This window comes from Actinophytocola algeriensis, assembly GCF_014203735.1.
Lineage (GTDB): Bacteria > Actinomycetota > Actinomycetes > Mycobacteriales > Pseudonocardiaceae > Actinophytocola > Actinophytocola algeriensis.
On sequence record NZ_JACHJQ010000009.1, the window covers coordinates 365715 to 378363 of the forward strand.

General features: G+C 72.6%; 15 protein-coding genes. 7 read left to right on the forward strand and 8 right to left on the reverse strand.

Annotated elements, in window-relative coordinates; translation table 11 throughout:
- Positions 1 to 24 precede the first annotated feature (24 nt).
- From FHR82_RS37810 to nudC, 6 genes are read left to right on the forward strand one after another with little or no spacing between them, the layout of a single operon-like run.
- Positions 25 to 435 carry a YbaB/EbfC family nucleoid-associated protein gene (locus tag FHR82_RS37810; protein WP_184815419.1) on the forward strand — a complete coding sequence of 137 codons (411 nt, stop codon included), beginning with the start codon at positions 25 to 27 and terminating at the stop codon, positions 433 to 435.
- On the forward strand, positions 432 to 1757 hold the full coding sequence (locus FHR82_RS37815; RefSeq protein ID WP_184815420.1) for a WXG100 family type VII secretion target: 1326 nt from the start codon (positions 432 to 434) through the stop codon (positions 1755 to 1757). The genes FHR82_RS37810 and FHR82_RS37815 overlap by 4 nt, the downstream gene beginning before the upstream one ends.
- The gene (locus FHR82_RS37820) at positions 1744 to 2412 is read left to right on the forward strand and encodes a hypothetical protein (RefSeq protein WP_184815421.1); all 669 of its coding nucleotides are present in this window, start codon (positions 1744 to 1746) and stop codon (positions 2410 to 2412) included. The genes FHR82_RS37815 and FHR82_RS37820 overlap by 14 nt, the downstream gene beginning before the upstream one ends.
- A gap of 55 nt (positions 2413 to 2467) precedes the next feature.
- Positions 2468 to 3751, forward strand: coding sequence for a M16 family metallopeptidase (locus tag FHR82_RS37825; RefSeq protein ID WP_184815422.1), 1284 nt, complete (start codon positions 2468 to 2470; stop codon positions 3749 to 3751).
- Positions 3748 to 5103 carry a M16 family metallopeptidase gene (locus FHR82_RS37830; RefSeq protein WP_184815424.1) on the forward strand — a complete coding sequence of 452 codons (1356 nt, stop codon included), beginning with the start codon at positions 3748 to 3750 and terminating at the stop codon, positions 5101 to 5103. The genes FHR82_RS37825 and FHR82_RS37830 overlap by 4 nt, the downstream gene beginning before the upstream one ends.
- Positions 5100 to 6059 carry an NAD(+) diphosphatase gene (gene nudC / locus FHR82_RS37835; protein WP_184815425.1) on the forward strand — a complete coding sequence of 320 codons (960 nt, stop codon included), beginning with the start codon at positions 5100 to 5102 and terminating at the stop codon, positions 6057 to 6059. The genes FHR82_RS37830 and nudC overlap by 4 nt, the downstream gene beginning before the upstream one ends.
- On the opposite strand, the gene FHR82_RS37840 is transcribed toward nudC, so the two are convergent.
- Positions 6056 to 6487 (reverse strand): hypothetical protein, encoded by a 432-nt coding sequence (locus FHR82_RS37840; protein WP_184815426.1) that lies wholly within the window; start codon positions 6485 to 6487, stop codon positions 6056 to 6058. The genes nudC and FHR82_RS37840 overlap by 4 nt on opposite strands.
- A gap of 17 nt (positions 6488 to 6504) precedes the next feature.
- Positions 6505 to 6957: a hypothetical protein gene (locus tag FHR82_RS37845; RefSeq protein WP_184815427.1), complete on the reverse strand. Its 453-nt coding sequence runs from the start codon at positions 6955 to 6957 to the stop codon at positions 6505 to 6507.
- Here FHR82_RS37845 and FHR82_RS37850 point away from each other — a divergent pair.
- A complete protein-coding gene (locus FHR82_RS37850) occupies positions 6956 to 7963 on the forward strand; it encodes a cobalamin biosynthesis protein (RefSeq protein WP_184815428.1) in 1008 nt (335 codons plus the stop codon). The two genes, FHR82_RS37845 and FHR82_RS37850, sit on opposite strands and share 2 nt — an antisense overlap.
- A 226-nt stretch (positions 7964 to 8189) precedes the next feature.
- Here the strand turns inward: FHR82_RS37850 and FHR82_RS37855 are convergent, their stop codons facing one another.
- Genes FHR82_RS37855 through FHR82_RS37880 form a run of 6 tightly spaced genes read right to left on the reverse strand, consistent with a single transcriptional unit; the run spans position 8190 to position 12642 of the window.
- Positions 8190 to 8573: a TIGR03618 family F420-dependent PPOX class oxidoreductase gene (locus FHR82_RS37855; protein WP_184815430.1), complete on the reverse strand. Its 384-nt coding sequence runs from the start codon at positions 8571 to 8573 to the stop codon at positions 8190 to 8192.
- Positions 8574 to 8583: 10 nt separating this feature from the next.
- Positions 8584 to 9474 carry an NAD-dependent epimerase/dehydratase family protein gene (locus tag FHR82_RS37860; protein ID WP_184815431.1) on the reverse strand — a complete coding sequence of 297 codons (891 nt, stop codon included), beginning with the start codon at positions 9472 to 9474 and terminating at the stop codon, positions 8584 to 8586.
- Positions 9471 to 9620: a hypothetical protein gene (locus FHR82_RS37865; protein ID WP_184815432.1), complete on the reverse strand. Its 150-nt coding sequence runs from the start codon at positions 9618 to 9620 to the stop codon at positions 9471 to 9473. Before FHR82_RS37865 ends, FHR82_RS37860 begins: the two co-directional genes overlap by 4 nt.
- A 9-nt stretch (positions 9621 to 9629) precedes the next feature.
- A complete protein-coding gene (locus tag FHR82_RS37870; RefSeq protein WP_184815433.1) occupies positions 9630 to 10913 on the reverse strand; it encodes an FAD-binding oxidoreductase in 1284 nt (427 codons plus the stop codon).
- A gap of 54 nt (positions 10914 to 10967) precedes the next feature.
- Positions 10968 to 11801 (reverse strand): helix-turn-helix domain-containing protein, encoded by an 834-nt coding sequence (locus FHR82_RS37875; protein ID WP_184815435.1) that lies wholly within the window; start codon positions 11799 to 11801, stop codon positions 10968 to 10970.
- Positions 11802 to 11811: 10 nt separating this feature from the next.
- A complete protein-coding gene (locus tag FHR82_RS37880) occupies positions 11812 to 12642 on the reverse strand; it encodes an SURF1 family cytochrome oxidase biogenesis protein (protein ID WP_184815436.1) in 831 nt (276 codons plus the stop codon).
- Between the last annotated feature and the right edge of the window lie 7 nt (positions 12643 to 12649).

Below are 12649 nucleotides of genomic sequence, written 5' to 3' on the forward strand. Positions count from 1 at the left end.
TTCGGGGCCAGCGGGAGGGAAATCGTGTCGAGCGCTGATGAGTGGCTGCGCGGTGCGGAGGAGCAGAACGAGCGCGCCCTGGAAGAGGCCGCCGACCTGCGGACCGTCGTGAGCACCACGCGAGGGAGCGCGCGCAGCGCGGACGGTCTGGTGTCGGCCGTGGTCGCGCCAGGCGGGGCGCTGGTGTCGCTCGAGCTGGACGAGCGGGTGATGACCGGGACCGCACTGCAGCTGCAGCAGTCCGTTGTGGACACCATCCGGCGGGCCAGTGCGGACGCCGCGGCACAGCTGACGGCCGCGGTGCGGCCGATCGTGGGGGACCGGTACGACGAGGCGCTGGCCGCGGCCCAGTCGGAGATGCCGGACATCCCAGGGCTGCCCGAACGCGCGGATGACGACGAGGACGCCGGCGACGTGTTCGGCAGGCAGCCATGAGTGGTGACTTCTCCGTCCACCCGAGCGCGCTGCGGCAGAAGGCCGGTTACGACGAGCAGCGTGCCGAGGTGATCAGGGGCCTCGAGGAACAGATCGCGCAGGCGAAGGCGACCGAGGACTGCTTCGGCCTGATCGGCGTGAACGCCGGGTTCTTCTCCGGCTACGACGACATGGTCACGGGAGTGCGGGAGAACGTCGGGAACGCCGCCGACTACCTGAGCAACGCCGGTGAGCGGCTCGCCGCGTCCGCCGAGCAGTACGGCGTGATCGAGGTCGACATCGTCGACGGGTTCGGCCAGCTCGAACAGGCGCTGCCGAAGGGCGACTTCACGTCCGTGGGCCCGCTCGACGCCGCGACCCCGAAGGTGGACGCCGCCGCGTCCGCGCAGAAGCTGGGCGACTCGGTCGGCGACTTCCAGAACGCGCAGTCGCTGCCCCAGGTGTTCGTGGCAGGCGTTTCTGCGAAGCGGGACGTCGACCAGCTGCTGCAGCACCCCATGCAGGGGCTGTGGGACAACGGTCTCGGCTTCCTGGTCGAGTGGTGCATGTACCCGCTGCGGCCGCTGTTCGAGCAGGTCACCGGCGACCCCGACCAGATGCGGGCCACCGCGGCCGGGTGGGAGCGGATGTCCGGGTTCGTCCGGTCGCTCGCCGACGCGGACGCGTCCGAGCAGGAGTCGCTCGCCACGTACTGGGAGGGCCCGGCGCAGGCCGCGCACAACAAGCAGAAGACCGAGTTCCAGGACGGCCTGCGCGCGCTCGCCGACTCGTGCCTGCAGCTCAAGGAGCACCTGAACCAGGTCGTGGACTTCTTCGAGGGCCTGTGGGACATCCTCGTCGACATCGTCCGCGAGCTGGTCGAGAGCCTGATCATCACGTGGCTCGCGGCACTGGCGACGTCGGCGATCTCGTTCGGCTCCTCGGTCGCGGCCGCGTGGTCGGTGACGGTCGCGCGGTTCTCGGTGACGCTGTCGCGGATCCTCATGCAGATCAGCAAGGCGCTGCAGTGGCTGGTGCGTGCGCTGCAGGCGCTGAAGCGGATCAAGACGGCCATCGAGCAGGCGTTGAAGACGCAGAGCCTGCTGGTGCGGACCGGTGCGCGGGCTCTGGGCGTCAACCGCGCGCTGCGGTTCCTCGACCCGGCGTCGATGCTGGTCCGGGGCGCCACCGGCCTGACGGGCACCACACCGGGCATGACGGCGTTGAACAGCGGGACCGAGCTGGCCACCGACACCGCGCTGCAGGAGGCGGGCGAGGAGGCCACCGGCGAGAACCAGCGGAACGAGGACAACAGAGAAGCGATGGACCGTGGATTCAGCTGAGACCGCGCTCGTCCGCGCCCGCGCCACGAACGAGTGGCTGCGGGGCGACGTCATCCAGGCCCTGGTGGTCGCGACCGAGCTGGACCGCGAGGTGTACCGGGTGCGCGGGCTGGACGAGAACGGGCACCCGACCGGGCGCGTGGAGAAGGCGTTCGACGCGTTGTTCAGCGAGTCGGCGGGGGAGTACGTCGCGGTGCGCGGTGACCACCCGGCGTGTGCGGCGGTGGGGCTGTACCAGGCCCTGTCGACCGAACACACGTGGCTGGTGGTCACCTCGCACCGGCTCGCCGTGCTGCGGCTGCGGGACCGCGCGAAGGGCACGGCGTCCGAGGACGCGTTCAACGCGGTGAAAGAGGAGCGGTCGGTCGGCGGCGCGCTGCGCGGGCTGGGGAAGTTCGTCTCGGCGTCGGCGGCCGAGTTCGCCAAGAGCGTACGGCGGCCGCCGCTGCACGAACGGCCCGGCGACGCGGTGCTGGAGAGCCCCTACGAGGCGCCGCGCGCGGTGCTCGCGCGGGTCGAGAAGTGGAAGCAGCCCCTGGTTCCGCAGTTCCGCGGCGGACCCCGCTGGCTGGCCGTTCACTTCGCCGACGGGTCGTGGGCGCGGGTGAAGACCGACGAGTCCGGGCAGGCGGCGCTGACCGGTTCCGCCGGCTGATCAAGTCGGGACGAGTCGGGCGCCGAGTGTCGGTGGGGCCACGTAGGCTGCGGACATGCCAGGAAACGAGCTGACCCGGTTCACGCTTCCCAACGGTCTGCGCGTGGTGCTCGCCCCCGATCCGACGGCACCGGTCGTGGGCGTCAGCGTGCACTACGACGTGGGGTTCCGCTCCGAGCCGGAGGGCCGAACGGGCTTCGCGCACCTCTTCGAGCACCTCATGTTCCAGGGCAGCGAGAGCCTCGAGAAGCTCGCCCACTTCCGGCACGTCCAGTCCTCCGGCGGCACGTTCAACGGCTCGACGCACCCCGACTACACCGACTACTTCGAGGTGCTGCCGTCCGCCGGGCTAGAGCGGGCGCTGTTCCTCGAGGCCGACCGCATGCGGGCGCCGAAGATCACCGCGGAGAACCTGGCGAACCAGATCGACGTGGTCAAGGAAGAGATCCGGCTGAACGTGCTGAACCGGCCGTACGGCGGGTTCCCGTGGATCCTGCTGCCGCCGGTGCTGTACCAGACGTTCCCCAACGCCCACAACGGTTACGGCGACTTCACCGAGCTGGAGTCGGCGAACCTGGACGACTGCGCGCAGTTCTTCGACACCTACTACGCGCCCGCCAACGCGGTGCTGACGGTCGCCGGGGACCTCGACGTCGAGCGGACCAGGGACCTGATCGACAGGCACTTCGGCGACGTGCCCGCGCGCTCCGCGCCGGACCGCCCGTCGTTCGGTGAGCCGAGGCCCGCCGGTCAGCTGGAGTCCGAGCACGTCGACCCGCACGCGCCGCTGCCCGCGCTCGCGATCGGCTACCGCATGCCGGACCCGATCGCCGAACTGGACGGCTACCTCGCGAACCTGGTGCTCGCGTCGGTGCTCACGGAAGGTGACGCGTCCCGGCTGCAGCAGCGCCTGGTGCTGCGCGAGCCGCTGGTCACCGACGTCAACGCGGCCTGCGGCCTGTTCGGCCCGTTCGAGGCACGCGACCCGGACACGTTCACGATCACGGCCGTGCACTCACCGGACGTCACCCAGGACCGGGTGCTCGCCGCGGTCGACGACGAGCTGGAGAAGCTCGCCACGACCGCGCCGTCCGACCAGGAGCTGGCGAAGGTGGTCGCACGCTGGGTCGCGGGCCTGCACCGCGAGCACGACCGGTTGGTGTCCCGCACGCTCGCACTCGGCTCGTTCGAGCTGCTCTACGGCGACCCCGGTCTCGTGTACCAGCTCACCGACCGGCTGTCGGCGGTCACGCCGGACGCCGTGTCCGCCGCCGCCAAGGGATTGCGCCCCGACTCGCGCGCGGTCCTGATCGTGTCGCCCGCAGGAGGAGAGAAGTGACTTTTCGTACTGCTGCCGAGATCGGCCGCACCGAGAAGGGCCCTCGGCCGCTCCCCGAGCTCGGTGACCAGCGCTCCGCCACCGGCCTGACGTCCGTCGACACGGTGCTGGACAACGGATTGCGGGTCATCGCGGTGCACCAGCCGACCGTGCCGATGGCCGAGGTGCGGTTGCGGATCCCGTTCGCGGGCACCGACCGGCGGCACTCGGCGATCGCCGAGGTGCTGGCCGCCACGATCCTCACCGGCACGCAGCGCCGCGACCGCGTCGCCATGGACACCGACCTCGCGCTGGTCGGCGGCGAGCTGGGTGCGGGGGTCGACCCGGAGCGGCTCGCGATGGGCGGCAACGCGCTCGCGAGCGGCCTGGACACGTTGCTGGACGTGCTGGCCGACGCGCTGACCGGTGCCGCGTACCGCGACGAGGAGGTCGAGGGCGAGCGGGCGCGGCTCGTGGAGCGGATCGCCGTCGCCCGGTCGCAGCCGAGCGTGATCGCGCGCGAGGCGCTGCAGCGGCACCGCTACGGCGACCACCCGTTCACGCGCGAGACGCCGGAAGCAGCGGACGTCGCGACCGTCACCGCCGACGAGGTGCGGGCCATGCACCGCGAGTCGGTGCTGCCACGTGGTTCCGTGCTGGTGTTCGTCGGCGACATCGCGCCGGACACGGTGATCGCGAAGATCGGCGCCGCGCTGGCCGGCTGGTCGTCCGACAAGAGCGCCGTCGAGCTGCCGGACCTGCCGGACGTGGTGGGCGGCGACGTGCTGTTCGTGCCGCGGCCCGGTGCGGTGCAGTCGCAGCTGCGACTGTCGGCGCAGGCCATCCGGCGCACCGACCCGCGCTACCCGGCGCTGCAGCTCGCGAACCTGACCTACGGCGGGTTCTTCTCGTCGCGGCTGGTGGAGAACATCCGCGAGGACAAGGGCTACACCTACCACGCGCGGTCGTCGCTGGAGTTCACCGTGCGCGGCGCGACGCTGCTGGTGGACGCGGACACGGCGAGCGAGGTCACCGCGCCCGCGCTGCTGGAGATGCGGTACGAGCTGGGCAGGCTCGGCGCGGTGCCGCCGACGGCCGAGGAGGTCGACACCGTCCGCCAGTACGCGATCGGGTCGCTGTTGATCTCGACCGCGTCGCAGACCGGGCTCGCGTCGCAGCTCGCCGCGCTGGCGCCGCTGGGGCTGGGCACCGACTGGCTGGTCGAGCACCCGGACCGGCTCGCGCAGGTCACGGCCGAGCAGATCGCCGAGGCGGCGCGGGAGTTCTTCTCGCCCACCAGGTTCACCGGTGTGGTCGTCGGCGACGGGGCACAACTGCCCGCACTGCGATCCCTGGGTGGCGTCGTCGAGTGACGGAGCCCTTTCAGCTCGCGGAGGTGCCCCGGCTCTCACGGTCCACTGTGGACCGTGATGAGCCGGTGCGCACCGACCCGGACCGCCTGGCGAAGCTGTGGGAGACCGGGCTGGTGATCCTCGTCGACCGCAAGGGCCGCACGCCGGTCCGCGCTGGCGCGACCGAGCTGGCGCCGCGGCCGACCACGGGCGAGCTGCCACCGGACGCGGCGCTGCTCGGCGAAGCCGACGGCGTCGGCTACTGGGCGGTGCGTTTCGAGGAGGAGCTGCAGGAGGGCGTGCCGTCGCCCGACTCGGCGTGGGGGCTGTGGAGCGGCGCGTCGAAGGACGGCGAGGAGTGGCACGACCTACGCACGACCGGCGCACTGCTGTCGGACACGGCGGCGGGCCTGTTCACGACGGCGGTCGCGCTGGTGAGCTGGCACGCGCGGGCGAAGTTCTGCGCGAACTGCGGCACGGCGGTCGAGCGCCGCAACGCGGGCTGGGCGACGCACTGCCCGCACTGCGGCCGTGAGGAGTACCCGCGCACCGACCCGGCGGTGATCTGCCTGGTCCACGACGGCGTGGGCGTCAACGGTTCGCACGTCCTCCTTGCCCGCCAACCGATCTGGCCGCCGGCGCGGTACTCGGTGCTGGCGGGTTTCGTGGAGGCCGGCGAGTCCCTGGAGGCGTGCGTCGCGCGGGAGATCGCGGAGGAGGTCGGCGTCGCGGTGTCGGACATCCGCTACCTCGGCAGCCAGCCGTGGCCGTTCCCGCGTTCGATCATGGTCGGCTTCACGGCCGTCACCGACGGCACGGCGCCACTGCACCCGGCGGACGGCGAGATCGAGGAAGCTCGCTGGGTGTCCCGCGCGACGGTGCGGGAGGCGCTGGTCACGGAGCTGCCCGACCTCAAGCTCCCCGGCCCGACGTCGATCGCGTACCAGATGATCAAGGGCTGGGCGCTGGCCGACTAGGCCCAGATCGCGAGCCCGCCCTCGATCGTCTGCGTCGCGATCACGACGTAGAAGGCGAACACGCGCAGCGGCAGGGGCAGGTGCGCGGGCAGGTCGCTTTCGCCGCTGAACGTGGTGGAGCGGCAGGAACCGACGACCTGCTCGCCTTCGTGCAGCTCCCAGCGCCGCGAGAACCGGCCCGTGCGCCGCAGGTACAGCTCGTGCGGGTGGCAGCTGATCAGCAGTTCGCCGCGTCCGGCGCGGTGCGCGACGCCGACGGTCCCGGTCGGCCCTTCGAGCCAGAACCGTTCCCGGCCTTCGCGCGTCAGCCAGTAGGCGATTCCGTCGATGTCGCACGGCGTCTGCGCGAAGTGGGTGAACGAGGTGACCTCACGGCTGCCTTCGGAGATCAGGAAAGTGACCGCACCCTGCCGTTCCATGACAAGCACGGGTGGATCCAACCACGTCAGACCCCGGCCGCGGCGTTCGCTTCGCGTTCGTAGTTGACGAGCACCACGTACAGCGCGAACACGCGCACCGGCAGCGGCACGTCCGACGGCAGGTCCGCGGCGAAGGACCGGCTGAACACCCCGTCGTGGCGAATGGTGCCGCGCGCCGAGCCGCGCTGGTGGATCTCCCACCCCGACCGCCACATCGACGGCTTCACGAGCTGCACGTTGCCGGTCTGCGCCCGGACCGCCCACTCGCGACGCGTCATGCGCTCGGCGGTGGCCACGCGGCCGCCCGGACCGTGCAGGACGAACCGTTTCCGGCCGTCGCGTTCGACGCGGTACTCGGCGCTGTCGAGGGCGTAGGCGCAGCCTTCGCGGCGCGCGCCCGCCAGTGTCGTGACGGGTCCACCGTCCGACTCGATCTCGTAGTCGCGCCGGAACACACCCCGCCTGCGTGCTCGCAACATGCCTCTCATCGAACCAGTGCGGCTGCGCTACGGTGTCGTCCGCACGGAGGGGGTGGCTCGTTTGGTCAGCGTGGCGCGCGCGGTCGGACTTCTGCTGGGGGTGGCCGCGGACGGGACGTTCGGCGACCCGCGCAGACGGCATCCGGTGGCCGGGTTCGGTCAGGTCGCGCAGCGGGTGGAGCAGGTCCTGTACCGCGACGACCGGCTCGCGGGCGTCGTGCACGCGGCGGTGCTGAGCGGCGGCGTGGTGGCACTGGGCGTGGCGATCGAACGCGCAGGCAGGCGCAACCGGGTACTGCAGACCCTGACCACCGCCGCCGCGACGTGGCTGGTCCTGGGCGGCCGCTCACTGGCGGTGCAGGGCGCCGCGATCGGCCGCGAACTCGACGCGGGCGACCTCCCGTCGGCCCGTGACCGCCTTCCCCACCTGTGCGGCCGCGACCCGAGCACCCTCGACGCGGAAGGCCTGGCGAGGGCGGCGGTCGAGTCGGTCGCGGAGAACACGTCCGACGCGGTGGTGGCGCCGCTGTTCTGGGGTGCCGTCGGCGGCGTCCCGGCCCTGCTGGGCTACCGAGCGGTGAACACGCTGGACGCGATGGTCGGTTACCGGTCGCCGAGGTACCGCAAGTTCGGCTGGGCCAGCGCGCGCCTCGACGACCTGCTGAACCTGGCCCCGGCGCGCCTGGCGGCCGCGCTGACGGTGGCGGGCGCCCCGGTGGTGGGCGGCTCGTGGCGCGGCGCGTGGCAGTCGTGGCACCGAGACGCCCCGGCCCACCCGAGCCCGAACGCGGGTCGCGTGGAGGCGGCGTTCGCGGGTGCGCTGGAAGTCCGCCTCGGCGGCCGCACGGTCTACCGCCACGGCGTGGAAGAACGCCCCATCCTGGGCGAAGGCCGCACCCCGGACTCCGGCCACGTGACCCGAGCGGTGGAACTGTCCCGGGTGGTTGGCAGCCTGACCGCGGCGCTCACGGCACTACTGGCTCTGCTCCGAGGCCGCCGCCGCTGACTCTGCCCAACCCCTCTCTGCCAACCCCGTCGAAGAGTCCAGGAAGTTATCCACAGCTGGACCCATGGGGCTGGCTTCGAAAGCCACCCACTGATAGACTGGCAAGGCGGGACGCCCCCGGGACAGGGTGGGGGTTGGCATCCGGCCGATTCACAAGGGGGACGCACCTGCCCGTCCGGCGAGGACATCCTTGGAATCACCCCGAGACCGACCAGCAGGCGAGGACTCAGCCGATGCCGACCGTCTGGCGTTCGGGTTCGATCACGCCCACCACGCGTTCCAGGTCCCGCGGGTAGGACATCCCGGTGTACTTCATCGCCAGCCCGTCGATGATGTCCCACGCCTCGTCGCCGTCCAGCCACTCGACGACCCGGCCCCGGACGGCGACGGGCTCGAACGGGTTGTCCGCCGGTGCGATGGATAAGGCCAGCCGCGGGTCGCGGCGGAGGTTGCGGGCTTTGCGGGTGTCCGGGCCCGTCATGAAGACGATCCGGTCGCCGTGCGTGCCGACGTACACCGGCACGTTGTGCGGCGCGCCGTCCGGCAGGACCGTGGCCAGGTGCGCGATCGAGGCGCCGTCCACTACGCGGCGCACGTCGGGGTTCAGCATGTCTGCTCCTTCAGCGAGGGTTGTCGGCGCGCCAGGCGACGTAGTCGGCGACCGCCGCCGGTACGTCGAACGCCGGGGTGAAGCCGGTGTCCTCGGTCAGCCTGGTGATGTCGAGGTGGGGGCCCTGCTGCCCGCCGGGCAGCAGGTCGCTCGCGTTCAGGGCGGTCGCGAACTCGCGGTTCGTGAACGGGCGGCCGCTGGACACGTTGTACGTGTCGTGCCGCAGGGTCGGCGTCGTCGTCAGCAGCGCGATCGCGCGCCCGGCGTCCGGGGCGTAGCAGACGTCGCCGCCGTCGTCGGCGTGCAGCGGCGGCGGCTCGTCGCCGCGGAGGACCGCGCTGAGGTACGGCGGGATGGGGAAGAACGGCGACTCCGGATCCACCAGCGGACCCCAGATCGTCCCGATCCGCAGCACCACCGGCTGGACACCGCTGCCCGCCAGGCTGTGCGTGGTCAGCGGCTCGACCGCCTTCTTGAACGCGATGATCAGGTGCGGCAGGTCCGCCGTCGGCAGCGCGAGGTCCTCGTGCCACGGCACCTCGGACTGTCCGATGTAGACGCCGAGGCTGCTGGCCACCGCGAACCGGCGCACACCCCACGCGCGAGCGGCGTCCAGCGCGTTCAGCAGGCCGGTCAGGTCCGTGCGGAAGAACCCGACCGGGTCCTCGCCGGGGATGCTGCCCGCCAGGTGGACGATGTCGCTGATCTCGTGCCGGCCGGCCAGCGCCAGGAAGGCGTCCCGGTCCGTGACGTCCAACGACTCCACGGTCACCCGGCCCGCGAGGAACGACGGGACCTCGGTCCTGCGGTGCCCGGTCACGACCACCTCGTGCCCCAGGTCCACGAGCGCGCGGGCGGTGTGGGCGCCGATCATGCCCAGCCCACCGGTCACGAGGATCATCGGACCGCCTCGTGGTGGGACACGCCCGGCACGGCGGCGTCCTCGTTCCCGGCGGCCTGGCGTGCCGCCGCGGTGCCCGTGGTGACGAACGTCTTCTTCGCGCTGATCTCGGGTGCCTGCCGGTGTGCGGCGATGACCTTGCTCATGTCGCTCCTTCAGATGGCCTGGGGGAAGTCGAAGAACCGGTGCGGGTCGTAGACGCGCTTGACCGCGGTCAGCCTCGGGTGGTTGGCCCCGTGGTACGCCGTGGCCCAGTCGTCGAGGCAGGCGTCGGGGAAGTTCGGGTAGACCCACCCCGACCCGTTGGTGTGGGCGGTCGCCCAGGACCGGTCGACCCACGGGTCGGCCGCCTCGCCTGCGTGCTCGAGCAGGAAGCGTGCGCCGCGGTGCGCGAACGCGGTGGCGTCCTCGGCGACCCGGTTGTAGGCGCCGCCCATCGCGGTGAACGTGAGCTGCCTGCGGCCGGCGTTCCTCGGCTCGCCGAGCTGGGTCAGCAGCGACGCCAGGGTGCGGCCGGACAGCGCGCGGGAGAAGAACTCCGACCGCATCCGCCCGGTCGTCGCCGGCAGGTCGTCGAAGCCGCGCTTCAGTTCGTGGACGGGCAGGCCGCCGCGCAGTTCGACCGGGCGACCGGTGAACTCCCGCAGCAGCGTCCTGGTCGGGTCCTCGCCGAGGGTGGCTGCGCTGAACAGGACGGCCCGGACCGGTGCGCCAGGCTCGGAGACGAGCGTGAGGTTGACGGTGAGGCCGTCCGGTGCGTCCGGTGCCCAGGCCTGCCAGGCGCCGACCACGTCGTCGAGCGGGACGTGCGCCTCGATCCGGGTGGTCACCGGCTCGGGGACGGTGGCGAACCGCAGCGACGTGACCACCCCGAACTGGCCGCCGCCCGCACCGCGCAGCGCCCACAGCAGCTCCGGTTCGTGGTCGGTGTCCACGACGGTCCCGGAGGCGAGCACGACCTGTGCGCCGACGAGGCGGTCGCAGGTCAGCCCGTGTTCGCGCCCGAGCAGGCCGATCCCGCCGCCGAGGGTGAGCCCGGTGATGCCGACGGTGGGACCGCACCCGGCGGGCAGGGTCCGGCCGAGGGGGTGGAGCGCCGCGTACACCTGCCCGAGCCGGGCACCCGCGCCGATCGTGGCGACGCCGTCCTCGGCCACGGAGATGGCGTCGAGGCCCGACAGGTCGAGCACGATCCCGTCCGTCGACGACCGGCCCGCGAAGCAGTGCCCGCCGCCCCGCGGGGCGACGCGGTCCCCGGTGGCCGTCGCGAACCGCACGACCGCGACGACGTCGGAGACCGAGCGGCACCGCACCACGAGCCGGGGCGACACCCGCGGGCAGGCGGCGTGGGCCGGGCGGCGGACCGTGTCGTAACCGGGCGAGCCGGGGGTGCACACGTCGCCGTCGATGGCGTCGCGGAGCGCGGTCAGGTCGGGCACGCCACGGACAGTACGAGCGAGGCGGCGCCGGGTTCTTGAACGAATCGCGCAGGGTCAGACCCGCAGTGGTGGCCTGCCGCGGGTGACGAGGAACGGCTGGTAGGACGCGGCGTGGTCGTGGCCGCAGGCGCAGCGGTCGAGGTCGCCGCCGAGGAGTCCGCGCGGGGTGAGGCCGGTCAGCCGGAGACATTCCCGGCTGAGGTGGGCCTGGTCGGCGTACCCGGCGTCGATCGCCAGGCCTGCCGTGCCGTCCGCGCCCCGCCGACCGGACGCGGTGGCGCCTGCCTGGGCCAGCGCGAGGAAACCCTGGAACCGCAACGTCCGCTGCAGGACCTTGGGGCTCATCCCGACCGCGTGCAGGCAGCGGCGGCGCAGCTGGCTCGCGGAGAGCGCCAGGTGCCCGGCGAGGGCGTCGATGTTGACCGGGTGCCACGGCATCAGCGCCCGCACGGCCTCGACCACCACCGGATCCGTGCGGGTGGGGCCTCGGAACTCCCGCCGGAGGTGGGCCTGCAGCAACATGAGTGCCCGCTCGGGGGTCAGGGCCGTGGCCATCGCCGCCACGAGGCGGTCCACCGCGCGTCCCCACAGGTCGGCCAGGCCGAGGCGCTGGTCCACCAGGTCGTCGAGCACCGCAGGGAGGGGTGGCGCGGTCCCCGGCCGGAAGCGCACGCCCACGATGGTGGCGTGCGCCGGGATGACCTCGATCTCCGGGCCGGTCAGCGGGCCGACCAGCTGGGGCGGGCCGCCGATCGGGAAGTGGATCTCGACGCCGCCCGTCGGCAGGTGCCGCTGCACGTACGCCGTCACGCCGGTGCGCTGGATCCAGACGGTCCGCACCGCGCGGGCCAGCTCCGGCACCGGCGGGCGCTCGACGTAGGACTCCATCGCGGTCCCGTCAGCTCAGCGCGCGTTCACGCGCTTCTTCCTCCGCGATCTGCTGGGCCACCGACACGCGACGGGGCCGGTCGGGCCTCGGCGCGGCCAGCACGCCGCCCGGTTTGATCTCCCGCCACGTGAAGTACAGCCACGCCAGGATGGCCATCGTGCCGAACGCGATCCACTGCAGCGCGTACGACAGGAAGGGACCCGCCTCGAGGCTCGGCAGCGGCAGCGGTCCGAGCACGCCCGGGGCACCGTCGTCGAGCTGCAGGTAGCCCGGCCGCAGGTCCAGCCCGGTCGCGTAGGCGACCACCCCGGACCCGACCGCGTACACCTGCGGGCGCCCGCCCTCGGACTCCGCGCGCCGGTCGCGCGGGTCGCGTTCGTCGGCGCGGACGCGGGCGGTCAGGGTCACCGTGCCGGCAGGCGGGGCGGCGTAGTCGGGGACGGTCACCGACTTGTCGCCCTGCACCGGGCGGACGAAGCCGCGGTCCACCACCACCGTCGACCCGTCGGCCAGCCGGAACGGGGTCAGGACCTCGAACGCGGGCTCACCGAGCACGGTGCGCAGTCGCGCCACGACTTCCTTGTCGGCCAGGTACTCGCCGGTGACCTGCACGGTCCGCCACTCGGTGGTCGCGTCGGGGCGCTGGTCACCGGGCAGCAGCGTCGTGAGGTCGGCCGGGTTGGCGTTCGCGGCGTGGGTGATGGCGTCGTTCGTGGTGGCGCGTTCGGTGTGGCGGGTGAACTGCCACGGCGCGAGGAGTGTGAAGCACACACCGGCGAAGATCAGCACCAACGCCGTCAGCGCCAACCATCCCGGGCGAAGCAACAACCGCAACCGCACGCCCCCA